Annotated in this window: 16 protein-coding genes; 11 read left to right on the top strand and 5 right to left on the bottom strand. The window is 70.2% G+C overall.

The features are described from left to right. Window positions 1-302 precede the first annotated feature (302 nt). Entirely contained in the window at window positions 303-734 is a 432-nt protein-coding gene (locus ACSEEN_RS16340) for a GtrA family protein (protein ID WP_247868141.1), read from the bottom strand. A gap of 190 nt (window positions 735-924) precedes the next feature. Here ACSEEN_RS16340 and ACSEEN_RS16335 point away from each other — a divergent pair, with 190 nt between their 5' ends. After that, entirely contained in the window at window positions 925-2,118 is a 1,194-nt protein-coding gene (locus ACSEEN_RS16335; protein WP_440713752.1) for an alpha/beta hydrolase family protein, read from the top strand. Between the two features lie 196 nt (window positions 2,119-2,314). On the opposite strand, the gene ACSEEN_RS16330 is transcribed toward ACSEEN_RS16335, so the two are convergent. After that, the gene (locus tag ACSEEN_RS16330) at window positions 2,315-2,779 is read right to left on the bottom strand and encodes a universal stress protein (protein WP_298445745.1); all 465 of its coding nucleotides are present in this window, start codon (window positions 2,777-2,779) and stop codon (window positions 2,315-2,317) included. Between the two features lie 154 nt (window positions 2,780-2,933). Here ACSEEN_RS16330 and dprE1 point away from each other — a divergent pair, with 154 nt between their 5' ends. The 4 genes from dprE1 (at window position 2,934) to ACSEEN_RS16310 (ending at window position 8,010) form a co-directional block, all read left to right on the top strand. Further along, entirely contained in the window at window positions 2,934-4,352 is a 1,419-nt protein-coding gene (dprE1, locus tag ACSEEN_RS16325; protein WP_247865744.1) for a decaprenylphosphoryl-beta-D-ribose oxidase, read from the top strand. A gap of 112 nt (window positions 4,353-4,464) precedes the next feature. Continuing rightward, a complete protein-coding gene (gene dprE2, locus ACSEEN_RS16320) occupies window positions 4,465-5,226 on the top strand; it encodes a decaprenylphospho-beta-D-erythro-pentofuranosid-2-ulose 2-reductase (RefSeq protein WP_440713751.1) in 762 nt (253 codons plus the stop codon). A 2-nt stretch (window positions 5,227-5,228) separates the two neighbouring features. Then, a complete protein-coding gene (locus ACSEEN_RS16315; protein ID WP_440713750.1) occupies window positions 5,229-7,250 on the top strand; it encodes an arabinofuranosyltransferase in 2,022 nt (673 codons plus the stop codon). Window positions 7,251-7,263: 13 nt separating this feature from the next. Then, window positions 7,264-8,010 carry an MBL fold metallo-hydrolase gene (locus ACSEEN_RS16310; protein WP_440713749.1) on the top strand — a complete coding sequence of 249 codons (747 nt, stop codon included), beginning with the start codon at window positions 7,264-7,266 and terminating at the stop codon, window positions 8,008-8,010. A gap of 312 nt (window positions 8,011-8,322) precedes the next feature. On the opposite strand, the gene ACSEEN_RS16305 is transcribed toward ACSEEN_RS16310, so the two are convergent. Next, window positions 8,323-9,834, bottom strand: a complete 1,512-nt coding sequence (locus tag ACSEEN_RS16305) for a DEAD/DEAH box helicase (RefSeq protein ID WP_371308211.1) — start codon at window positions 9,832-9,834, stop codon at window positions 8,323-8,325. A gap of 264 nt (window positions 9,835-10,098) precedes the next feature. Further along, window positions 10,099-10,563, bottom strand: coding sequence for a type II 3-dehydroquinate dehydratase (gene aroQ / locus ACSEEN_RS16300; protein ID WP_440713748.1), 465 nt, complete (start codon window positions 10,561-10,563; stop codon window positions 10,099-10,101). An 82-nt stretch (window positions 10,564-10,645) separates the two neighbouring features. On the opposite strand from aroQ, the gene ACSEEN_RS16295 reads away from it, so the two are divergent. The 5 genes from ACSEEN_RS16295 (at window position 10,646) to ACSEEN_RS16275 (ending at window position 21,803) form a co-directional block, all read left to right on the top strand. Next, the gene (locus tag ACSEEN_RS16295; protein ID WP_247865739.1) at window positions 10,646-11,074 is read left to right on the top strand and encodes a DUF7144 family membrane protein; all 429 of its coding nucleotides are present in this window, start codon (window positions 10,646-10,648) and stop codon (window positions 11,072-11,074) included. A gap of 46 nt (window positions 11,075-11,120) precedes the next feature. Continuing rightward, window positions 11,121-14,486 carry an arabinosyltransferase domain-containing protein gene (locus ACSEEN_RS16290; RefSeq protein WP_440713747.1) on the top strand — a complete coding sequence of 1,122 codons (3,366 nt, stop codon included), beginning with the start codon at window positions 11,121-11,123 and terminating at the stop codon, window positions 14,484-14,486. Window positions 14,487-14,642: 156 nt separating this feature from the next. Continuing rightward, a complete protein-coding gene (locus tag ACSEEN_RS16285; RefSeq protein ID WP_440713754.1) occupies window positions 14,643-17,930 on the top strand; it encodes an arabinosyltransferase domain-containing protein in 3,288 nt (1,095 codons plus the stop codon). Beyond that, window positions 17,927-21,298: an arabinosyltransferase domain-containing protein gene (locus ACSEEN_RS16280; RefSeq protein ID WP_440713746.1), complete on the top strand. Its 3,372-nt coding sequence runs from the start codon at window positions 17,927-17,929 to the stop codon at window positions 21,296-21,298. Before ACSEEN_RS16285 ends, ACSEEN_RS16280 begins: the two co-directional genes overlap by 4 nt. A 184-nt stretch (window positions 21,299-21,482) precedes the next feature. Continuing rightward, the gene (locus ACSEEN_RS16275; RefSeq protein ID WP_440713745.1) at window positions 21,483-21,803 is read left to right on the top strand and encodes a putative quinol monooxygenase; all 321 of its coding nucleotides are present in this window, start codon (window positions 21,483-21,485) and stop codon (window positions 21,801-21,803) included. 123 nt (window positions 21,804-21,926) lie between these two features. Here ACSEEN_RS16275 and ACSEEN_RS16270 read toward each other — a convergent pair whose 3' ends face one another. Beyond that, the gene (locus ACSEEN_RS16270) at window positions 21,927-22,406 is read right to left on the bottom strand and encodes a DUF2231 domain-containing protein (RefSeq protein WP_440713744.1); all 480 of its coding nucleotides are present in this window, start codon (window positions 22,404-22,406) and stop codon (window positions 21,927-21,929) included. Between the two features lie 101 nt (window positions 22,407-22,507). Here ACSEEN_RS16270 and ACSEEN_RS16265 point away from each other — a divergent pair, with 101 nt between their 5' ends. Next, on the top strand, window positions 22,508-23,239 hold the full coding sequence (locus tag ACSEEN_RS16265; RefSeq protein WP_247865734.1) for a VIT1/CCC1 transporter family protein: 732 nt from the start codon (window positions 22,508-22,510) through the stop codon (window positions 23,237-23,239). The last annotated feature ends 214 nt before the right edge of the window (window positions 23,240-23,453 follow it).

The raw sequence follows: 23,453 nt of genomic DNA, 5'->3' as shown, positions 1-23,453 counted from the left end.
ACTCACCAGAAAGGTGCTCCCTCGCTCTGACGTAATCGGACTGTCGCAAGAACGATTATCGCAGGTGAGAGCACCTTTCTTCATGCATCAGGGTCGGCGAGTCGAATTCACCGATGAAAGAACCAGGCTAGCGCCTCGCCCTGCTCAAGGGGCGGTCGACGGGTCTCCCGTCATCCTGGGAATTGGTACCGCCGACGTTGAGAGGTCTCGACTCCGCTCGACCATCGTGGACTACTCCGCTCGACCAGCACGCTCAACCCCGCACGACCGGCACGACCGGCTCGGCCGCGCGCGAACCCGCGCTACTTGATCTTGAAGATCACGGCGCGCTGGACCACGAAGTTGATCACCGTCGCGACACCCTGGGCGATCACGTAAGCCAGGATCGAGAAGACGACCGTGGTCGGCCACAGGGCCGACAGCCACGTGTACAGGCCGACGTTGACGCCGAAAGTCACCAGATACAGCACGACCACCGCGGCGAAGCGGGCCGCGGACGGCTCGGCGCGGAAGGTCCAGCGGCGATTGATCAGGTACGCGACCGTGGTCCCGAGGATGAAGCCGGCCGCCTTGGCCAGCGGCTCGGACGCGCCCACACCGTATTGCAGGAGCAGCGTCAGGCCCAGATCGAGGATGCCGGAGCCGACACCGGTCAGAATGAAGCGAACGATCTGCGTCTTGAGATCGACGTCGGTCGAGGCTTCCTCGTCGTCGAACGGAAGCTCGATCGGCATCGGGGCGTGCCGCGTCGTGAAGTCCTCGTGGTGCAGGTGCGCCTCGGGGTCGCCGGGCTGCGGGAGTTCGGTGTCGGACACCCCAGTCAGAGTAATCGACGGTCGATCCGGGACGTCTCTGCATCGATTCGGGACCTAAATGGCCCCCATCGGGGGGACACTGCGCGTTCACGGCCTATTCTCCTGAACCATGAGACGTCAGCCCCTTCGCATCGCCATTGTGGCACTCGCCACCGCCGCCGCGGCCGTCTTCGCGATCGCTCCGGCGCAGGCCGCGCCGACGACGACGCCGGTGTGGTCCGGGCTCGACGCCCGCGACTACTCCGGCCCGATCGGCGCACCGGGCACCCTGCTCGCCAAGACCCGGCTCGACCCGTCGGTGTCGCTGAGCGCGGCCGGATCGTCGTACCGGATCCTGTACGCCACCAAGAACGTGCACGGGCAGCCCGCCACCAGCACCGGAGCGGTCTTCGTGCCACGCACACCGGCGCCCAAGGGCGGCTATCCGGTGATCGCCTGGGCGCACGGGACCACCGGGCTCGGCGACGACTGCACGCCGTCGGCCCTCCCCCGCTCCGACCGGGACACCCAGTACCTCAACCACTGGCTGAAGCAGGGCTATGTGGTGGTCGCCTCCGACTACGCCGGGCTGGGGACGCCCGGGCTGATGAGCTATCTCAACGGCGACGTCGCGGCGCATTCGGTGGTCGATTCGGTGAAGGCCACGCACCAGATGGGTCTGCCGCTGTCCCGGAAGTGGGCCATCGTCGGGCAGTCGCAGGGCGCCGGGGCGGCGCTGAACGCGGCGCGCCGGGCCACCGAACTGTCCCGCGGCAGCGGGCTGGACTACCGGGGCGTCGTCGCCACCGGCACCCCGGCGAACATCGAGCACATCGTCTGGCAGGCCGGACCGGGCTTCCCGCCGGTCGCGCTGCCCGGCGGCCTCACCGTCTACGCGTCGTACATCCTGGCCGGATTCAGCGACGCCCGCCCCGACCTGCACGTCGGCTCGGTGCTCACCCCGCACGGCCGCGCGATCGTGGAGAAGGCCAAGGTCACCTGCTACGACGGCATGCACGACGTGGTCCAGGGCGAGCGCATCAATTCGTGGTTCAGCCGGCCGCTGGCCTCGATCCCGGGCGTGCAGGGCGCGCTGGTGAAGTACATGAGCACCCCGTACTCCGGCTACGACCGGCCGATCTTCCTCGGCCAGGGCCTGCTCGACACCGACGTCCCGGCCGTGTCCGCGGGCTCGCTCTACGCGCAGATGCTGGCCGCGGGCCAGCCGGTCGAGTTCCACGTGTACCCGGGCGAGGATCACTCCGGCACGGTGCTCGCCTCGATCCCCGATTCGACGCCGTTCATGAAGCGGATCATGCGCTGACCGGCCCGGCGTGACTGAGATCTTCGACGATCCGGGGGCGCCTCGGGCTATATGTCCGAGGCACCCCCGGATTCGCGAAGATCTCAACCCGGGCGGTGATCTCGACTCCGCTCGATCAGCATGGACTCTCGATCAGCATGGACTCTCGATCAGCATGGGCTCTTGAGCAGCATGGACTCTGGGTCGGCGTAGGCCGCTACGGCTCGATCTCGTCGCCGGCCTTCGGGCGCGGCTCGGGGACGTCGTCGACGGACAGCGGGATGGTGGGACGCTCGGATTCCCCGGACGGCTTCACCACCAGCACCGGCTTCCGGCACGACACCAGGAGATACTGCGAGGTGCTGCCGAGCAGGAGTTTCCCGACCTGGGTACGCCGCCGCATGCCGATGACCAGCATCTCCGCGTCGGGATGGTCCATCGCGGCGAGCAGTTCTTCGGCCGGGGTGGCGCCGATCGGCTGCTGAATCCGGTACCGCAGCCCGGACGCGATCAGCCGGTCGGTGACCGCGGCGATCTCGTCGGCGTCGGCGATCCGCTGACCGCGGACCTCGGACACCGCGCTGATCACCAGTAGTTCGGTGTCGCGCAGGCGCGCTTCGACGATGCCCTGCTCCAGACAGACCCGGCCGAAGGCTCCGGCCGCATAGCCCACGACGATCATCGATACCTCCTCGGCGCGGATCCGGACGACTTGATGAAAACGACAGTATCGGACGCCGCAGACATTCACCGGGTACGGACTCCTCCCGCGTATCCGCTCCACCTGCGGCCAAGCCCAGGTGATCCACAGGTACCGGCGGGTACTCTCTACCTCGATGACGAACACAGATGTACTCCCGATCGAGACCCGCAAGCTGATGGGGTGGGGTCGCACCATGCCCGTCGAGGGGCATGTGCTGTCGACCCCGTATCCCGAGGTCATCGCCCAGGCGGTGGCCCGCGTGGCCGACGAGGACGCGGACAAGCCGTCGTACCTGAAGCGCGGCGTGATCGCCCGCGGCCTCGGCCGCTCGTACGGCGAGAACGCGCAGAACGCGGGCGGTCTGACGATCGACATGACCAAGCTCACGCGCATCTACTCGATCGACGACGCCACCGCGATCGTCGACGTCGACGCCGGCGTGGACCTGGACACCCTGATGCGTGTCGCCCTGCCGCACGGCCTGTGGGTGCCGGTTCTGCCGGGCACCCGCCAGGTGACCGTCGGCGGCGCCATCGGCTGCGACATCCACGGCAAGAACCACCACAGCTCGGGCAGCTTCGGCAACCACGTCGCCGAGATGCAGCTGCTGGTGGCCTCGGGCGACATCCTCACCCTGCGCCCCGAGGGCTCGCCCGACGACCCCGACGCCTCCATCTTCTGGGCGACGGTCGGCGGCATCGGCCTGACCGGCATCATCCTGCGCGCCAAGATCAAGATGACGCGCACCGAGACCGCGTACTTCATCGCCGACGGCACCGTCACCAAGACCCTCGACGAGACCATCGCGCTGCACATGGACGGCTCGGAGGACAACTACACCTACAGCTCGGGCTGGTTCGACGCGATCAGCAAGCCGCCGAAGCTCGGCCGGGGCACGTTCTCGCGGGGCTCGCTCGCCACGCTCGACCAGCTGCCGGACAAGCTCGCCAAGGATCCGCTGAAGTTCGACGCCCCCACGCTGGTCAACTTCCCCGACGTCTTCCCGAACGGGCTGGCCAACAAGTTCAACTTCTCGCTGGTCGGCGAGGCGTACTACCGGATGGGCGGCAACTACACCGGGAAGATCCAGAATCTGACGCAGTTCTATCACCCGCTCGATCTGTTCGGGAACTGGAACCGCGCCTACGGGAACAAGGGTTTTCTGCAGTACCAGTTCATCGTGCCGCCGGAGGCCGTCGAGGAGTTCAAGGGCATCATCTACGACATCCAGGCGTCCGGGCACGTCAGCTTCCTCAACGTGTTCAAGCTGTTCGGCAAGGGCAACGAGGCGCCGCTGAGCTTCCCGATGCCGGGCTGGAACATCTGCGTCGACTTCCCGATCAAGAAGGGGCTGCACGAGTTCGTCTCCGAGCTCGACCGGCGCGTGCTGTCGATCGGCGGGCGCCTGTACACGGCGAAGGATTCGCGCACCACGGCCGAGACCTTCCACGCGATGTACCCGCGGATCGACGAGTGGATCGAGGTACGACGCCGGGTGGACCCGGACGGCGTGTTCGTGTCCGACATGGGCCGCCGGCTCGAACTCGTCTAGCCTCGACTCCGCTACGCCATGACGGTCGAGCGGAGTCGAGACCACCCGACGCGGACGGGATCTCGCACCCTTCTGAGATCTCGACTCCGCTCGATCAACTTAGGAGATCACCATGTTCAACGCCGTCGGCGTCCCGAAGTCCATCCTCGTCCTGGGCGGCAGCTCCGAGATCGGCCTGGCCATCACCGCCGAGTTCCTCTCCCGCGGCCCGATGCGCGTCGTGCTCGCGACCGTCCCGAACGACCCCGCCGCGACGGCCGCCGTCGAGCAGATGACGGCCGCGGGAGCGTCGAGCGTCGAGCAGATCGACTTCGACGCCCTCGACACCGCATCGCACCCGGCCGTGATCGACGCCGCCTTCGCCGGTGGCGACATCGACGTCGCGATCGTCGCCTTCGGTATCCAGGGCGACGACGAGGAGGCCTGGCAGAACCAGAAGCTGGCCGTCCTGGAGGCCGACATCAACTACACCGCCGCCGTCTCGGTCGGCGTGCTGCTCGGCGAGCGGATGCGCGCGCAGGGCCACGGGCAGATCGTGGCGATGAGCTCGGTCGCGGGTGAGCGGGTGCGTCGTTCGAACTTCGTCTACGGCTCCACCAAGGCCGGGCTCGACGGCTTCTATCTCGGCCTGGGCGACGCCCTGCGCCCCGAGGGCATCCGCGTCCTGGTGGTGCGGCCGGGCCAGGTCCGCACCCGGCTGTCCGCGCATGTCGCCGAGGCGCCACTGACGGTCAACAAGGAGGACGTCGCGCAGCGCGTCGTCGCCGCCGTGGGCAAGGGCAAAGAGGTCATCTGGGTGCCCGGACCGTTCCGCTACATCATGATGGTGCTGCGGCACGTCCCGCGCCCGATCTTCCGCAAGCTTCCCGTCTAGACGTGACGATCGCAGCGGAGCGCCCGGCTGCGTCGTCGCCGCTGCGACGACGCAGCCGTGACCTGATCGAGCTCGCCGGCGCGGTGATCCTGGGCACGGCCGTCGCGATGGCCGGGCTGCGGGTGATCTCCGCGGTCGGCTGGCCCGCGTTCAACACCTCGAACGTGACCCGGGCGCTCACGACGCTCGGCCAGGCCGTCTGCGTGCTGATCGCGGTGGTAGCCGTCGTCGTCTACCGGTACCGGTCGGCGTCGGGCGGCTGGCGGCTGGCGACGTCGTGGCTCGGCTCGATCGCCGCCGCGGGCATGGTGACGGCGAGTCTCGGCATGCCGCTGGGCGCCACCAAGCTGTATCTCTCCGGTCTCACCTCCGACCAGCAGTTCCGCACCGAATACCTCACGCGCCTCACCAGCAGCCCCCGGCTGCACGACATGACCTACCTCGACCTGCCGCCGTACTACCCGGCCACCTGGTTCTGGTTCGGCGGCCGCTACGCCCACGTGATGGGGCTGCCCGGCTGGGAGGCGTACAAGCCGTGGGCGATCATCTCGATCGCCGCCGCCGCGGCCCTCGGCACGGTGCTGTGGAACCGGATGGTCGGCGTCGGGGTGGGCACCGCGATCGGGCTCGCCGTCACCGTGGTGACCCTGCACTACGCGTCGCAGGAGCCGTACGCGGCGGTCCTGATCCTGGTCGGGGTGCCGATGCTGGTCGTGACGGCGGTCGCGCTGCGCGGCGGCGCCGGGAGCCCCGCGAGCGGGCCGCGTGACTCCGGGGGTCGTCTCGCGGACGGTCCGGCGGCGCTGCGTGAGACCGGCTGGCTCTCGGTGGTCGCGGCCGGACTGTTCCTGGGCGTCTCGGCGACCGTCTACACGCTCTACACCGCGCTCTTCGCCGGGGCCGCGGTCCTGATGGCGCTGGTCTATCTGATCCAGGTCTGGCTGCAGAGCCGGAACACCGCCGTCGACGACGCCGTGCGGTCGGCACGACGACGTGCCCGCATGCTGGGCGTGCTGGGCCGCCTCGCCGCGATGGGCCTGATCGCGATCGTCGTCGCCCTGCTGTTCTGGTTCCCGTATCTGAAGGCCCGGGCCGGCAGCACGGTGTCGTCGTCCGGCGCGGCCGAACACTACCTTCCGGAGAACGGGTCGTACCTGCCGCTGCCGATGTTCCAGGTGAGCCTGATCGGGCTGCTGACCCTGGCCGGACTGGTCTGGGTGCTGATCCGCATGCGGCAGCGCACCATCGCGTTCGCGATGGCGACCACGCTGGTGGGGGTCGTGATCCTGACGCTGGCCTCGCTCGCGCGGACCGCGGTCGGGAGCACCCTGCTGTCGTTCCGGCTGGAGGCGGTGACCGCGGGGATCCTCGCCGCGGCCGGTGTCTTCGCCGTCGTCGAACTCTCCCGCGCGGCCGTCGGGCGCTTCGGCGACATCCGCACCGCGATCGGGGTGCTGGCCGCGGTCGCCGCCGTCGCGGTGGCCCAGCAGTTGCCGTCGTCGATGTCGGGCGACATCACCATCGCCTACACCGACACCGACGGGGCCGGCGTCCGCGCCGACCACCGGCCGGCGGGCGCGGAGAGCTACTACCCGCAACTGCACCGGCTGATCCGCGAGCAGACCGGGCGGCCGGCCACCGAGAACGTCGTGCTGACCGCGGACTACAGCTTCCTTTCGGTGTACCCGTACTGGGGTTTCCAGGGCTTGACCTCGCACTATGCCAATCCGCTCGCCGATTTCGAGGCCCGCGCGGCAACCATCGAGCGCTGGTCGCAGTCGACGACGCCGGAGGAGTTCGCCGAGAAACTCCGCCACAGCCCGTGGCCGCCGCCGAACGTCTTCCTGTTCCGCTACAGCGCGGACGGCTACACGCTGCGGCTGGCCAAAGACGTCTATCCGAACGACCCGAACATCAAGCGGTACACCGTCACCTTCGATCCCGCCGTGTTCGCCGATCCGGCGTATACGGTGACCGAGGTGGGGCCGTTCGTGCTCGTCGTCCGTCACACGCCGCCGAAGTAGGGGAGAAACCGGCATGGACATGCAGATCGACACGTTGACGAGCCGGGCCAGCACCACGCATTTCGTCTCCACCGGGACCGTGAACTGGGTGATCCTGCAGTCCGACGCCGGTGTGACGCTGATCGACGGCGGCTACCCGGGGCACGCGGGCGCCGTGCTGGAGTCGTTGCGCCGGGTCGGCAGCGCCGGTGAGGAGATCCGCGCCGCGCTGCTGACCCACGCGCACGTCGACCACCTCGGCGGCCTGGTGAAGCTGCGGCAGAAGTACACGTTCGACGTCTACGCGCACGCCGACGAGGTGGCGCATGCCCGGCGCGAGTATCTGGAGCAGGCCGACGCCGCGAGCCTGGCCCCGATCGCCTGGCAGCCGCGGGTCCTGCGCTGGCTCAGCCAGATCATTCCGCTCGGGGCGCTGAGCAAGTCCGGCGTCGACGACGCCGCGCCGTTCAGCGGGCTTCGCGCACTGCCCGGTAACCCGGTCGCGATCCCGACCCCCGGCCACACCCGCGGGCACAGCGCCTACCTGGTGGCCGAGGGCGAGGCCGTGGTCTCCGGCGACGCGCTGATCAGCGGCCACCCGATCACCTCGCACAACGGGCCGCAGTGTCTGGGCCCGATCTTCACCCACGACCCGGACCAGGGCGCCGAGTCGCTGGAGGCCATCGCCGTCACCGACGCCACCCTCCTCCTCCCCGGCCACGGTCATCTGTGGGAGGGCTCCATGCGGACGGCCGTGAACGAGGCCCTGAGTCGTCGCTGACCCGGCCGGACCGGCAGCGAACGAGACGGCCGGGCACATCCGGGTCGGTCGCGGATGACGCGGCTGTGGACGGCTGTCGCGAATCCGGTGCCGACGCGCAGTCGGGTGAGCGGAGATGCGCCGGAGATCCGTCCATCAGCCGTGGGCTGACCCTACTGTGACGTAGGAACTCGGGCCCGCCGGTCGACCTGGACAAATCCGCCCCCGATCTGTAGATCGGGGGCGGATACGCCACGGTAGGGTCACGCCGAGCGCGCACACTCCGAGACCGAGAACCGACGGCTCGGCCGATGCCGAGCGCGCCGCCAGAGGTCAGCGGGAGGTGGGGGCACCCGCGGGGCGGCGGGCGGAACGGCGACGGCGCTGGGCCGGAGCCGCGCCCTCGTTCCGCGAGGACGACGCCGAAGACGACGAGGTGTACATCACCCGGGACGACTCGCCGCTCTCGCTGCGACGCGCACCGCCGCTGCGGCCGCGGCCGCCCGACGCACCCGAGCCGGAGCCCGAACCCGAACGCGCACCGGCGCCCGAGCCGCGGCCACCGCGGCCCTGGCCGCCGCCGCGGCCCGACCGCGCCTGGCCGCCACCGGAGCCGGAGCCCGAGCGCTTGCGCGGCTGCTGCTGTTGCGGGGCCGGAGCCGGGGCGGGCTCACGGTAGGGAGCGCGCTCGCCGACCAGTTCGTCGACGGCCGCCGACGATGCCGTGACCTGCTGCGGAGTCACCTTGATGGCCGCCTTCTGCAGCATCTTCCGCAGGTCGGCGCGCTGCTCGGGCAGGCAGATGGTCGCGACGTCGCCGTCGCTGCCGGCCCGCGCGGTACGACCCGAACGATGCAGGAAGGCCTTGTGCTCGGCCGGCGGGTCCACGTGCACCACCAGCTCCACGCCGTCGACGTGCACGCCGCGGGCGGCGACGTCGGTGGCGACCAGGACGCGGGCGCCGTCATCGGCCGAGAACGACGCCAGGTTCCGGTCGCGCTGATTCTGCGACAGGTTGCCGTGCAGGTCGACGGCCGGGATGCCGGCGGCGGTCAGCTTCTTGGCGAGCTTCTTGGCCTGGTGCTTGGTGCGCATGAACAGGATGCGGCGGCCGGTGCCGGACGCGAGCGTCTGCACCAGATCGTTCTTCTCGGCGGCCGAGCGGACCTCGAACACGTGATGCGTCATCTTCTCGACGGGGCTGGTGGCCTCCTCGAGCGAGTGCGTCACCGGGTTCGACAGGAACCGCTTCACCAGCTTGTCGACGCCGTTGTCGAGCGTCGCGGAGAACAGCATGCGCTGCCCACCGGCCGGGGTGGCCTTGAGGATCCGCGTCACACCGGGGAGAAAGCCCAGGTCGGCCATGTGGTCGGCCTCGTCGAGCACGACGATCTTCACGTCGTCGAGGCTGACGATGCGCTGGCTCATCAGGTCTTCCAGGCGGCCCGGGCAGGCGACGACGATATCGACGCCGCCGCGCAGGGCGCGCTCCTGGCCGGCCTGCTTGACGCCGCCGAAGACGGTGGTCACCTTCAGGCCCATGGCCTGGGCCATCGGGGTCATCGCGGTGGCGATCTGGGTGGCCAGTTCGCGGGTCGGTGCCAGCACCAGACCGGTCGGGCGGCCGGGCTTGCGGGCCGCGCCGAGCGCGGCGAGGCGGGTCACCATCGGAATGGAGAAGGCCAGCGTCTTGCCGGAGCCGGTCTTGCCGCGGCCGAGCACGTCGCGCCCGGTCAGGCTGTCGGGGAGGGTACGCTCCTGAATCGGGAACGCGGCGGTCTTGCCGTCGGCGGCCAGGGCCGCGACGATCGGGGCGGGCACGCCCAGGTCAGCGAAAGTAGTCATTTTTGTTCAGCCTTCACGGCTAGGGACCCCCGGCACGCGCACGACGCCGCCGCGGCGCACAGGGCGCGCGGAAACGCAGGCTCACAGAGGGAGTCGGGTGGCGAACACGCAGGTGTGCGTATCCGTTCGCCGCAGGAAAGTCGTCGATCGGCGCGCCGGAATGGATTCCTCGGCCGCGATCTGGAGCGTTCTACGACGCCCGGCGCCGCGAATCAACGGGCGCCGATGTCTCCACCCTACGCGGCGGGCGCGCCGAACCCGGCATCAGGAGACGAGCGTCACCACGTGCCGGACCGCGTACTCGTATCCGGCGATGCCGCAACCGGCGATCACCGCCGCGGCGATCGGCGACACATAGGAGTGGTGCCGGAACGGCTCACGCCGGTGCACATTGCTCAGATGCACCTCGACGATCGGCACCTCCGGGATCACCAGCGCGTCGGCCAGCGCGACCGAGGTGTGCGTCCACGCCGCGGGGTTGATGACGATGCCGGAGACCTGCCCGCGGGCGGCGTGGATCGCGTCGATCATCTCGCCCTCGTGATTGGTCTGCAGCGCCCGCACGCCGAAGCCGAATTCGGCGGCGGTGGCCTCGGCGAGCGCGACGACGTCGTCGAGCGTGGCCGTACCGTAGACCTCCGGCTGCCGGATGCCGAGCGTGTTCAGGTTGGGCCCGTTGAGCAGCAGGATCGGCAGCGGTGCGGCGGATCCGGCGGGATTGTTCGGCATGGGCTCACCCTACAAGAGTGATTTCGCGACATCACGGCGCAATCGGGCCCGTCGCCGCAGGTGGGCGTGCTAGTCACGACGTATGACAGAGAACTACAGCACTCCCGCACACGCCGCGGAAAGCAAGCCCGACAACCCCTGGGCCGGTGGCATCACGTGGGCGGCGGCCGCCCTGCTCCTGGTGGTCGGCGTCCTCGGCTTCTTCCAGGGCATCGCCGCGGTGGCGAACGACGACATCGCGATCGTGCGGGTCGGCGACTACATCTACGGCTTCAACCTGACCACCTGGGGCTGGATCCACATCGTCCTGGGCATCATCGCCGTGATCGTGGCGGTCGGCATGTTCATGGCCACCACCTGGGCCCGGGTCTGCGCGATCATCATCGCCTGCCTGTCGATCATCGCGAACTTCCTGTGGCTGCCGTACACCCCGTGGTGGTCGGTCATCCTGATCGCCCTCGACATCATCGTGATCTGGGCCGTCGCCAACTGGTCCGGCAAGGACATCTGACGCCGCACACCGTCACCCGGCACAGGGGCATCGCTAGGATTCCCCTGTGCCATCCTTTTCGGTCCGGCGGGCCCAGGTCACCGCCATCGTCGCAGGCCTGGCCGGGCTGATTCTGGCACTGCTGACCCCCCTTCTTCCGGTCAGCCAGACCACCGCGGAGATCTCCTGGCCGCAGCGCGACGTGATCGGCTCGGTCTCCGCGCCGCTGATCTCGTACGCCCCGATCGACCTGAGCGCGTCGATCCCCTGCACCGCCGTCGACGATCTGCCCGCCGGCCGGCACGTCCTGCTGTCCACCACCTCCCCGTCCGCCCCCAAGGCCGGGTCACGCGGCCTCTTCGTCCGGGTGACCGGCGGGAACGACGACCCGTCCGCACCGCGCACCGTCGAGGTGGTCAACCGCAACGTTCCGCTGCTCTCGGCGCCGCTGGACCAGGTCCAGTCCTCCGCATGCACGACGATCCGCGTCACCGCCGACTCCGATGCGGTGACCGCCACCTTCGACGGCCTGCGCGACGCCGACGGCAAGCCCCTGACGGCGTCGACCGCCGACCGCGGACTCGGCGATCAGCGTCCGCAGGTGACCGGCATCTTCACCCAGCTCACCGGCGCGTCGTCGGCGCTCCCCGGGCTTACGGCGCACGTCCTGATCGACTCGCGGTACAGCACCGCGCCGACGCTGCTCAAGTGGATCGCGATCATCGTCGGCGTCGCGATGACGCTCCTCTCCCTGGTCGCGCTGGCCCGGCTCGACGGCACCGACGGCCGCGGCCACCGCCGGGTGTTCCCGGCGCGCTGGTGGCGGCTCAACTCGCGCGATGTCGTGGTGATCGGGCTGCTGCTGGTCTGGCATCTCATCGGCCCCAACACCTCCGACGACGGCTACCTGATGACGATGTCGCGGGTGGCCCAGGAGAGCGACTACACGGCCAACTACTTCCGCTGGTACGGCGCACCCGAGTCGCCGTTCGGGTGGTACTACAACGTCTTCGGGCTGCTCAGCCACGTGACGGTGGCCAGCCCGTGGATGCGGATCCCGGCGCTGCTGTGCGGCATCGCGAGCTGGCTGATCATCAGCCACGAGGTCCTGCCCCGGCTGGGCCGGGCCACTCGTGCCGGCCTGGCGCTGGGAACGAAGCGCGCGGGCCGCATGCATTCGGCGCCGGCCTGGACCGCCGCCGCGGTGTTCCTGGTGGCCTGGTTCCCGTTCAACAACGGGCTGCGCCCGGAACCGATCATCTGCCTGGGCGCCCTGCTGACCTGGTGCTCGGTGGAACGCTCCATCGCCACCGGCCGCCTGCTGCCGGCCGCCGTCGCCTGCCTGGTCGGCGCCTTCTCCATCGCGGCGGGCCCGACCGGGGTGCTGGCGGTGGCCGCGCTGGTCGCCGGGGCACGCCCGATGCTGCTGTCCCTGGTGAAACGGGCCCACGAGGTGGCCCGGCAGACCGGGCGGTCGCTGGCCCTGGCCTACGTCTCGCTGATCGCGCCGATCCTCGCGGCCGGCACCTTCGTGCTGTTCGTCGTCTTCACCAACCTCACGCTGACCCTGTTCACGCAGAGTTCGGCGATGAAGTCCGACGTCGGGCCGTCGCTGCACTGGTACAACGAGATCGACCGGTACTCGTCGCTCTTCGCCTTCTCCGCCGACGGCTCCATCATGCGGCGCTTCGCGGTGCTCGCGATGGTGCTCTCGATGGTGGTCGCGGGCGCAGTGCTGCTGCGGAAGGGCCGGATCCCGGGCACCGCGGCCGGTCCGGCGCAGCGCATCGTCGGCATCACCTTCGCCTCGCTGCTGTTCCTGATGTTCACGCCCACCAAGTGGACCCATCACTTCGGCGTCTTCGCCGGGCTGGCCGCGGCACTGGCCGCGCTCGCCACCGTCGCGGCCAGCGCCGACGCCACCCATTCGCGCCGTAACCGCACCCTGTTCGGCGCGCTGGTCGTGTTCATCTCCGGGCTGGCGCTGACCGCGCCCAACTCGTATTACTACTCCTCGGCGTGGGGGATGCCGTGGGGCGTGAGCCAGGTGAAGATCGGCGACGCGATGGTCGGCCAGATCCTGCTCTACCTGACGCTGGTGCTGCTCGCCGTCGCCCTGTGGTTCCACTTCCGGGAACCCTTCGCCGGGACCGACCCCGCGCACGAGGATCCCGACAACCCGCGGCTGCGCCGCCTCCGCCGCGTCCTGGACCGGGAGGCACGGGCCCCCCTCGGCATCGCCGCCTCCGCCTTCGTCGTCTTCGCCGTCGTCACCGCGATCTACGCCGGACTCAACCAGCACGGGTCGTATTCGGTGCCGCGGTCCAACCTCGCGGCGCTCGCCGGGCGCCCGTGCGGCATGGCCGACAAGGTGTGGGTGGAGAACGACCCGACCGGCTCGCTGCTGACCCCGGTCGACCCCTCGCTGCGCGACCCGCTCGCCGGGCCGTCGACCCAGCCGGCCGGCAGCGACCGCAACCCGACCACCGGCTTCACCGCGAACGGCGTGCCCGACGACCTGACCACCAAGGCGTCCTCGGGCAGCCTCGGCGTCCTCGCCGGGGCCGCGAACTACGACCCCGACCTGCTGATCGCCAACAGCGGCGGCACCGGCGGCGGCACGCTCGACGCGCCCGGCGTCAACGGCAGCCTGGCCGCCCTCCCGTTCGGCCTGGACCCGGCCCGCACCGCCGTGCTGGGCAGCTACACCGAGGACTCGCAGACCCCGGCCGAGCTGACCTCCGGCTGGTACCGCCTCCCCGCCGACTACAAGAAGCGCCCGCTGATCACCTTCTCGGTGGCCGGCAACTTCTACCCCGGCGAGCTGAGCCTGGAGTACACCGACGACGCGATCGGCGCCTCGGCCCGCGACGGGTCGCTCACTCCGACCGGCAGCATCGAGATGATCGACCCCGGACCGCGGCCGTCGTGGCGCAATGTGCGCATCGACACCGCCGGGCTGCCCGACCATCTCACCGCGGTCCGGATCGTCGCCGACGACCACAACCTGGCGTCGGACCGCTACATCGTGGTGACGCCGCCGCGGCTGCCGCAGATGACGACGCTGGAGCAGACCGTCGGCGACACCGACCCGGTCCACGTGGACTGGACGTCGGGCCTGGTGATGCCCTGCCAGCGGCCGTTCAACTTCCACGCCGGGGTGGCCGAGATCCCGAAGTGGCGGATCAAGCCGGGCGCGGATCTGGCGGCGGCGGTCGGCACCTGGCAGGCCGCGCCGGGCGGCGGCCCGCTCGGCTGGCTGGAGCTCTCGCAGCGTCCGGAGACCGTCGCGACCTACCTGAACGGCGACATCGGCCGGGACTGGGGTGCGCTGGAACGCTACACGCCGTACGACGCCGCACCGCCCGCCGAAATCACCTACAGCACGCGAACCCGAAGCGGACTCTGGAGTCCGGCGCCGATCCGGCACTGAAGCGGCGAGCAGACCCGTCGTCCGCCCCGCCGGGCTGGTTTGGGTACCACTCAGGATGTTCGACTAACCTCGACAAACGTGCCGGTAGCGACAACAGAAACCGAAGAGCCCGAGCGTTCGCCGCAAAAGGCGCTGTTGTCGGCCCCGCAAGCGCGGATGCTCGCCGCCGTCGCCGGCCTGGTGGCCGTCGTCGCGGCGCTGGCCGTCCCGTTCCTTCCGGTGAAGACCACCGAGGCGACGATCACGTGGCCGCAGGGTCAGCGGCTGAACCACGACGACCCGTCGGTGGTCGCCCCGCTGATCGCGCAGACCCCGCAGGCGCTGAACGTCGTGATCCCCTGCCGTGCGCTGGCGGCGGCCGCGACGTCCGACGGCCCGCTGCTGGCCACGATGCCGCTCAAGGCGTCGCGGCTCGCCAACAACGGGCTGGTGGTCAACAATCGCGGCGAGCGGGTGAACGTCCTCTTCCGTTCGACGGCGGCGGCCAGCGCCACCCACGCCGAACTGACCTCCGACCGGTGTAAGAACCTGCGGATCTTCTCCTCCCCGGCCGGGGCGGGCGCCCAGTTCGTCGGGCTCGGCCCGGCCACCACCCTGCCGCCGGACAAGCGGCCGCAGGTCGACGGCTTCTTCACCTCGCTGGACACCGCGCAGGTGCACGCGCTGCAGACCGCGGGTATGCGGTCGACGCTGACCGTCGACAACCGCTACGAGTCGAGCGCCACCGCGCTGAAGATCGCCGTCATGGTGATCGCGGTGATCGCGGCCCTCGTCGCCCTGTTCGCGCTGTACTGCCTCGACAAGCTGCGCGGCTACCGCGGTCCGCCCGCCGACGGCGCCGCACCGAACTCGGTGTCCGCGGTCGGTGCGCGATGGCTGCGCTCGTTCCGGCCGCGCGTCACCGACATGGTGGTCACTGTCGTCCTGCTGATCTGGCTGTTCCTCGGCGCCGGTGCTCCCGACGACGGCTACATCTTCAACATGGGCCGCGCCGCCGAGTCCTCCGGCTACCTCTCGAACTACTACCGCTACTACGGCGTCGCCGAGGCACCGTTCGACTGGTACTACAGCTTCCTCGCGGTGTGGGGTCACGTCAGCACCTCGATCGTGTGGATGCACCTCCCGGCGCTGATCGCCGGCCTGGCGTCGTGGTTCCTGCTCAGCCGCGTGATGCTGCCCCGGCTGGGCACCGCGATCCGCGCCACCGGCTGGACCGGCTGGGCCGCCGCCTCGGTCTTCCTGGCCTTCTGGCTGCCGTTCTGCTCGGGCCTGCGGACCGAGGGCATCATCGTGCTCGGTTCGCTGCTCACCTGGTGGGCGGCGGAGAAGTCCATCGCCTCGCGCCAGCTGCTGCCCGCCGCGCTCGCCGCGACGGCCGCCGCGTTCACCCTGACGCTGGCCCCTCAGGGTGTGATCGGCCTCGCCATCCTGCTGGTCTGCGCCCGCGCACTGCTGGCGATCCTCGCGCAGCGCCGCCGGGAAGACCCGCTGCTGTCGCTGCTCGCGCCGATCGGCGCCGCCGCCCTCATCGTGCTGGTGGTGGTGTTCCGCGATCAGACGCTGATGACGGTGCTCGAAGCCCTCAAGATCAAGTACCAGACCGGGCCGGTGATCCCCTGGAGCCAGGAGTTCCTGCGCTACTACTTCCTCTCGGTCACCACCCCCGACGGCAGCATCGCGCGTCGCATCCCGGTGATGCTGCTGTTCGCCGGCGCCATCGTGACCGCGGCGGTCCTGCTGCGCCGCGGGCGGATCGACGGCGTCAACGCCCGCCCCGCGTGGCGGCTGGTCGGCGCCTTCGCGGTGACCCTGCTCCTGTTCTTCTTCCTGCCGATCAAGTGGACCATCCAGTTCGGTGTCTTCGCCGGGCTCGGCGCGGCGCTGGCCGCCACCGGCACCCTGGCGGTGGCGCAGGCCGCGGCGCGGTCGTCGCGCAATCTGACGGTCTTCGTCGCCGGTCTGCTCTTCGGCCTGGCCGCGGTCGCCGCCGGGTACAACGCCTGGCCGTACGTCTACCGGTACGGCATCTCGTGGTTCGACCAGGCCCCGACGATCAAGGGCTTCCAGCTGTCGTCGATCCTGCTGGTGTTCGCGGTGATCGCGGTCGCCATCGCGCTGTGGCAGACGCTCCGCCTGGACTACGTGCCCAACCGCGGCATGGCGCATCACGCCGCGGGCGAAGCGGATTCGGCCGCCGACCGACGACGGCTCGCAGTGGCTTCGTCGCCGATCACGGTGATCGCCGCCCTGATGGTGCTGGCCACGCTCGCCTTCTTCGCCAAGGCGGTGGTGACCCGGGAGCCCGCGGTCACCGGTTTCAGCAACAACGTCGACTCGCTGCGCAGCTCGTCGTGCGGGCTGGCCGACAAGGTCCTCGCCGAGCCCGACCCGAACGCGAACCTGCTGGTCCCGGCCGGCGGCGAGTCGCAGACCGCGGCACTGAACGGTTCGGTCAACGTCGGTTTCACGCCGGACGGCGTCGCGAGCGACCTGACGACCGATCCGATCACCTCGCGCCCCGGTCAGATGCATGTCGCCGGCTCCACCTCGAAGCCGTTCTCCACGCTCGGCACGCTCGGCGCGGGCACCACCGGCGGCACCGGGCCGAAGACGGTCAACGGGTCCACCGTCGCGCTGCCGTTCGGCCTGAACCCGGCCACCACCCCGATCCTCGGCAGCTACGGCTACCAGGGCAACGCCCACCTGGAGACCGGCTGGTACCGGCTGCCCGACCGCTCGGCATCGCCGCTGCTGGTCTTCGCCACCGCCGGTGCCGTCGACTCCTTCGACGCCAACGGCAATCACGTGCCCGGGCAGTCGCTGGTGGTGCAGTTCGGCCGTCCCGGCCCGAACGGCGAATTCGTGCAGGTCGGACACAACACGCTGCCCATCGATCCGGGGCCGCGCGTGGCCAACCGCCCGTGGCGCAATCTGCGCGTGCCGATGTCGGCGGTCCCGCCGCGCGCCACCGTGATGCGGCTCAAGCTCGATGACACCAACCTCGGCGCCATGCAGTTCATCGGCATCACGCCGCCACGCGCCCCCAAGCTGCAGACCTTGCAGCAGCTCGTCGGCTCGCAGGACCCGGTGCTCATCGACTTCGCGGTCGGCGCCTTCTTCCCCTGCCAGCACCCGCTGTCGGTGACGCACGGCGTCGCGCAGGTACCGCAGTGGCGGATCATGCCCGACTACGTGACCCTCAACATGCAGTCCAAGACGTGGATGGCGACGAGCGGCGGTGGCCTGCTGTCGATCTACGAGTCCACCACCAAGCCCACCGTGGTCCCCACCTACCTCAAGGACGACTGGCACCAGGACTGGGGCACGGTCGAGCGGCTCGCTCCGCTCGCCCCGAACGCCGCCGTCGCCGTCGTCCGTACCCGGCAAGTGACACAGTCGGGCCTGGCCCGCGCCGGATCGATCCGTGTGGAGCCGTCGAAATGAGCCCGGAGAACGCCCCCGTGACTGATCCCGCCGATACCGCCGCCACGCCGACCGGGAACAACTCGCGCTGGCGCGTGTTCACCGCGAACGACTACCGGGTCACCAAACTGGTGGCCACGGTGACCGGTCTGCTCGGCCTGATCCTGGCGATCGCCACCCCGCTGCTCCCGGTTCAGCAGCGCAGCACCACCCTCGACTGGCCGCAGCACCAGGTGGTCAGCAACGTCACCGCACCGCTGGTGGCCTTCGTCCCGACCTCGATGACCGCGAGCGTGCCGTGTTCGCTCGCCAAGGACCTGCCTGCCTCCGGCGGCGTGCTGATGTCGACCGTCCCGGCGGCCGGCAAGCAGGCCACCGCCCGCGGCCTGTTCGTCCGCGCGACCGACTCCCAGATCAACATGACGGTGCGTGATGTTCTGCTGCTGTCGGTGGATCGTCAAGCGGCGCAGGCGAATCCGAACTGCTCCTTCGAGCTGAAGGGCGGCGCCGACGGCGTCGTCGCGCAGGTCAAGGGCATGTCGGGCGACGGCACGCACTACCAGACCGCCGACACCGACATGCGGCCGCAGATCGTCGGCGTCTTCTCCGATCTGGTGTCCCCGGATGCCGCACGCACGACGGCCGCACCGGCCGGTCTCGCTCTGCACGCCGACGTCGACACCCGATTCGTCAACAGCCCCACCCCGCTCAAGCGGGCCGCGATCATTCTCGGCATCCTGATGACCCTGCTGTCGCTGATCGCCCTCGCGGTGCTCGACCTGCGCGACGGCCGCGGTCACAAGCGGTTCCTGCCCCGCGGCTGGTTCACCATCCGCGCACCGGACGTCGTGGTGACCGTCGTGCTGGCCCTGTGGTGGCTGATCGGCGGCAACACCTCCGACGACGGCTACAACATCACCGTCGCCCGCATCACCAAGGAAGCCGGCTACGCCGACAACTACTTCCGCTACTTCGGCGTGCCGCAGGACCCGTTCGGCTGGCCCTACCAGGTGCTGTCGTGGATGACGCAGGTCAGCGTCGCCACCCCGTGGCTGCGGCTGCCCGCCCTGCTGATGGGCCTGCTCGGCTGGTGGCTGCTGAGCCGCGAGGTGATCCCCCGGCTGGGCCGCGCGGTACGCACCAACCAGGCCGCGATCTGGTCGTCGGCCCTGGTGTTCCTGGCCATCTGGATGCCCTACAACAACGGCATCCGGTTCGAGGGCATCGAGGCCATCGGCGCCCTGCTCACCTGGTGCGCCGTCGAACGCTCCATCGCGACCCGCCGGCTGCTCCCCTACGCGGTGGCGGCGATCGTCGGCGCGTTCACCCTGGCCGTCGCCCCCGGCGGCCTGATGGCGGTGGCCGCTCTGCTGGCCGGTCTGCGTCCCGTGGTGCGCGGCATCGTGTCGCGCCGCACACGCGACGGCCTGCTGCCGCTGCTGGCCCCGCTGCTGGCCGCCGGTACCGCGGTGCTGTTCGCGATCTTCTACTGGCAACCGCTGATGCCGCTCATCGAGGGCAGCACCGTCGCCAGCGACGTCGGGCCGACCCTCGAGTGGTGGCAGGAACCGGTCCGCTACTACTACCTGATCCTGCAGACCGGCGACGGCACCTTCTCCCGCCGCTTCGGCATCCTGGTGATGTTCCTCTGCCTGATCGTGGTGATCTTCCGGCTGCTGTCGAAGAGCCGCCTCAACGGCGTCGCCCGGGCCCCGATCTGGCGCCTGGTCGCGATCATGCTCGGCACCATGTTCTTCATCTCGTTCACGCCCACCAAGTGGACCCACCACCTGGGCATCTACGCCGGTATCGGGGCCGCGATCGTCGCCGCCACCGCAGCGATGATGTCGCCCGCGCTGCTGCGCTCGCGGAGCAACCGCGCGTTCTTCACCGCGGCCGTGCTGCTGGTGACCGCCGTGTCGGCCACCGGCACCAACATGTGGTGGTACGTCGGCAGCTACGGCGTCCCGTGGTGGGACCGCCCGATCTCGGTGGCCGGCATCAAGCTCGGCTGGGTGGTCCTCGCCCTGGCGCTCATCGCCACGCTGGTGGGCCTCTGGTACTACTTCCGCAACGACTACGTCGACGAGGAGAAGCGCACCGGCTACCAGCGCACCGGCCTGAACCGGTTCAAGGTCTCGCCGCTGCCGGTGATCGCCGCCCTCGTGGTGCTGTTCATGCTGGCGTCGTTCGCCAAGGGCGCCTGGACGCAGCGCGACAGCTGGTCGTGGGCCAAGTCGAACGCCCGCGCGCTGGCCGGCAACGAATGCGGCCTCGCCAACGACGTCCTCGTCGAGTCGGACGTCAACGCGTCGATCCTGCGACCGGCCGCGACCGGCGGCAAGCCCGCCCCGTCGCCCACCGCCGCTCTCGCCGGGAACAACGACGGTTTCACGCCGAGCGGTGTGCCGTCGGACGTGTACATCGACCCGCTGGAGCAGAAGAGCAGCAGCGACACCACCGACGACGACACGGCCACCACCACCCTGCCGACCACCGAAGAGGTGACCGGTGAGGACGCGGATCACACCGATCAGACGCAGAGCGCCCCGGCGACCGTGGTGCGTCTCCCGTACGGCCTGAACCCGGCCACCACCCCGGTCCTCGGCAGCTACGGGGCCACTGGCACCGCGTCGGTGACCACGGACTGGTACCAGCTGCCCTTCGCGGCCGGGAAGGCTCCGGAACAGTCGCCGCTGCTCGCGGTGGCCGCCGCCGGATCCGTCCAGGCCATCGACCCGCTGGGCGCGGTGATCCCCGGCCGCAAGCTGGTCGCCGAGTACGCCCGCACCGGTCCGGACGGCCGGGTGGTCCCGGTCGGCCATCCGCAGATGCCGATCGACGCGATGGCGCTCAACCCGTCGTCCACCTGGCGCACCCTCCGCTTCCCGCTGAAGGAGGCACCGCCCGGTGCCACCATGGTGCGCCTCAACGTGGTCGACGACGCCGCCGCGAGCGCCGAATGGGTGGCCTTCACGCCCCCGCGCGTACCCGCGCTGCGCACGCTGAACGACGTCGTGGGCCGCACCGTCCCGGTGTTCATCGACTGGCTGCCCGGTCTGGTGTTCCCGTGCCAGCGCCCGATGGCCGTCCGCGACGGCGTGCTGGAGCTGCCGCAGTGGCGGATCATGCCGGACGCCGACGCGACGCAGAAGAACAGCCAGTCGTGGCAGGCCGGCAAGTCGGGCGGCCCGCTGGGCATCACCGACGCGCTGCTGTCGAACACCCTGGTGCCGACCTACCTGCGGAACAACTGGGGTCGTGACTGGGGCGGCCTGGAGCGGTTCACCCCACTGGTGCCGAACGCCAAGCCCGCGGACCTGGAGCTCGGCTACCGCACCGTGAACGGCTTGTGGAGCCCGGCCCCGATGCGCTCGGCCGGCTACTGACCCCGAGTCCGCATTCCGTCCGTCCCCCTGGTTTCCGTTCGTCCACCCGGTCTATTCCGTGTGGACGAACGGAGTGCCAGTGGATGAACGGAGTGCGAGTGGGTAGGCGGAATCCGGCCGACGACCGGACAGCGGGCGCGCCGTACGGGCCCGTAGGGACGGGCCGCGCCGTAGCGTGGGCGGCATGCAGATCGTGACCGTTCGCTTCTACGTCAAACCCGAACTCGCCGACGAGTTCCCGTCCGCCCTCACTGAGCTCACCGCGGCCACCCGGAACGAGCCGGGCAACCTCTGGTACCTGTGGTCGCGCAGCCTCGACGACCCGAACGAGTACGTGGTGATCGAGGGTTACACCGACGACGGCTTCGCGGCGCACGCGACCAGCGAGCACTTCCGGTCCGGCGGTGCGCTGATCCACCCGTTCCTCGCGCGCACCCCGGACATCATCGCGCGGCAGGTGGAGGGCGACGGCTGGGATCAGCTGACCGTCCTGGCCGTCGACTGATCTGCCCGCATTCCGTCCCTCCCCCTGAACTCCGTTCGCCCACTTCGATTCCGTTCTGCCACCCGGACCATTTCGGGTGGCAGAACGGATTCGAGGTGGAGCGACGGATTCCGGCGACGAGGGTCAGCCCCAGACGGCGCGGGCGCCGCTGTCGCCGGCCAGGATCACCATGGTCAGCGAGGCGATCGCGGCGGCGATCACCGCGAGGGCGGCGAACCGGCGCAGCCAGCGCAACCGGGTGTCACCCGCGGTGCCGTCGGGGCGGTCGATCAGCGCGGTGACCGCCGGACGGTAAAGCAGCCACTGCATGGCGATCGCCCCGAACATCGGGCCCACCGCCAGGATCAGCGAGTCGCCGATGGAGGCGTGGTGGGCGACGCCCGCCGGTTCACCGAGCTTGCGATACAGGGCCTCGCCCGCGGTGGTCGCGATCGGCACCGAGATCAGCGTCAGCAGTGCCAGCACCGGCGGGAACACCCCGAGGGCGGTCCGGGCGCGGGGCCACAGCGTGACGACGATCCCGACCAGGGCGGTCACCGGCACGGCCACGACGACGAAATGCACGACCAGCGGATGCAGCGGCAGGCCCGCGAAGCTCTCCATGCGCCAGACCCTATCCCGCTCCGTCTTGGCGCGCGCTGAGGACCGGAAGGCTCGCCTCGCCTTGCTTGCACGTGCCCGGCGCGGCGGGCACGGTATGAGCCATGACCGAGACCACGGCCGATCTCCCGCACTCGCACGCCGGCGAGCCGCATCGCAGCGGACTCGCCAATCGCCTCAACTGGCTGCGCGCCGGGGTACTCGGCGCCAACGACGGCATCGTGTCGACCGCGGGCATCGTGGTCGGCGTCGCCGCCGCGTCGAGCGACCGCGGCACCATCTTCACCGCCGGTATCGCGGCGCTCGCCGCCGGTGCGGTGTCGATGGCACTCGGCGAATACGTCTCGGTGAGCACCCAGCGCGATACCGAGGCCGCTCTCCTCGCCAAGGAACGGCGCGAGCTGCACGACGACCCCGCCGCCGAACTGGACGAGCTCGCCGGACTCTACGAGGCCAAGGGGCTCAGCCCGGAGACCGCGCACCGCGTCGCCGCCGAACTGACCGCCCACGACGCGCTCGCCGCGCACGCCGACGCCGAACTGAATCTCGACCCGGAGGAACTCACCCGGCCGTGGGGCGCGGCGCTCTCGTCGGCGGTGTCGTTCACGCTCGGTGCCGCGCTGCCGCTGATCGCGGTCCTGCTCCCGCCGGAGAGCTGGCGTATCCCGGTCGTGGTGATCGCGGTACTGATCGCACTCGCCGTCACCGGCACGCTCGGCGCACTCCTGGGCGGCGCCAAGCCGCTGCGCCCGTGCCTGCGCGTGGTGATCGGCGGCGCGATCGCCATGGCGGTCACCTACGGTATCGGCGCGGCCTTCGGCACCGCGGTGGGCTGACTCTCGTTGCGGTACAGCTTCTTTCGACGACGGCCGGGAGGTGTTCGGCTGAGCCGGCGCGCGAGGGAGCCTCGACGCCGAGCCTCTAGAAAGGTGGCTTCGACACATCGACTCGCCCTGGCTGGCTCAGCCGGCGGAGGGGCTGCATCCTCCGACCGCCCGTTGAGATACTCCTAGCCGCCCGTTGAGCCGGATGAGCCGCTAGGCGAATCCG

It is taken from the genome of Gordonia marina, assembly GCF_052036135.1.
Lineage (GTDB): Bacteria > Actinomycetota > Actinomycetes > Mycobacteriales > Mycobacteriaceae > Gordonia.
The sequence above is the reverse complement of the archived record's forward strand: the minus strand, read 5'-3'. Positions and strand labels throughout refer to the sequence as shown.

Coding starts and splice junctions, on each gene's coding strand:
- ACSEEN_RS16340 (WP_247868141.1), bottom strand. CDS start 734: ATGCCGATCGAGCTTCCGTTCGACGACGAGGAAGCCTCGACCGACGTC.
- ACSEEN_RS16335 (WP_440713752.1), top strand. CDS start 925: ATGAGACGTCAGCCCCTTCGCATCGCCATTGTGGCACTCGCCACCGCC.
- ACSEEN_RS16330 (WP_298445745.1), bottom strand. CDS start 2,779: ATGATCGTCGTGGGCTATGCGGCCGGAGCCTTCGGCCGGGTCTGTCTG.
- dprE1 (WP_247865744.1), top strand. CDS start 2,934: ATGACGAACACAGATGTACTCCCGATCGAGACCCGCAAGCTGATGGGG.
- dprE2 (WP_440713751.1), top strand. CDS start 4,465: ATGTTCAACGCCGTCGGCGTCCCGAAGTCCATCCTCGTCCTGGGCGGC.
- ACSEEN_RS16310 (WP_440713749.1), top strand. CDS start 7,264: ATGGACATGCAGATCGACACGTTGACGAGCCGGGCCAGCACCACGCAT.
- ACSEEN_RS16305 (WP_371308211.1), bottom strand. CDS start 9,834: ATGACTACTTTCGCTGACCTGGGCGTGCCCGCCCCGATCGTCGCGGCC.
- aroQ (WP_440713748.1), bottom strand. CDS start 10,563: ATGCCGAACAATCCCGCCGGATCCGCCGCACCGCTGCCGATCCTGCTG.
- ACSEEN_RS16295 (WP_247865739.1), top strand. CDS start 10,646: ATGACAGAGAACTACAGCACTCCCGCACACGCCGCGGAAAGCAAGCCC.
- ACSEEN_RS16285 (WP_440713754.1), top strand. CDS start 14,643: ATGCTCGCCGCCGTCGCCGGCCTGGTGGCCGTCGTCGCGGCGCTGGCC.
- ACSEEN_RS16280 (WP_440713746.1), top strand. CDS start 17,927: ATGAGCCCGGAGAACGCCCCCGTGACTGATCCCGCCGATACCGCCGCC.
- ACSEEN_RS16275 (WP_440713745.1), top strand. CDS start 21,483: ATGCAGATCGTGACCGTTCGCTTCTACGTCAAACCCGAACTCGCCGAC.
- ACSEEN_RS16270 (WP_440713744.1), bottom strand. CDS start 22,406: ATGGAGAGCTTCGCGGGCCTGCCGCTGCATCCGCTGGTCGTGCATTTC.
- ACSEEN_RS16265 (WP_247865734.1), top strand. CDS start 22,508: ATGACCGAGACCACGGCCGATCTCCCGCACTCGCACGCCGGCGAGCCG.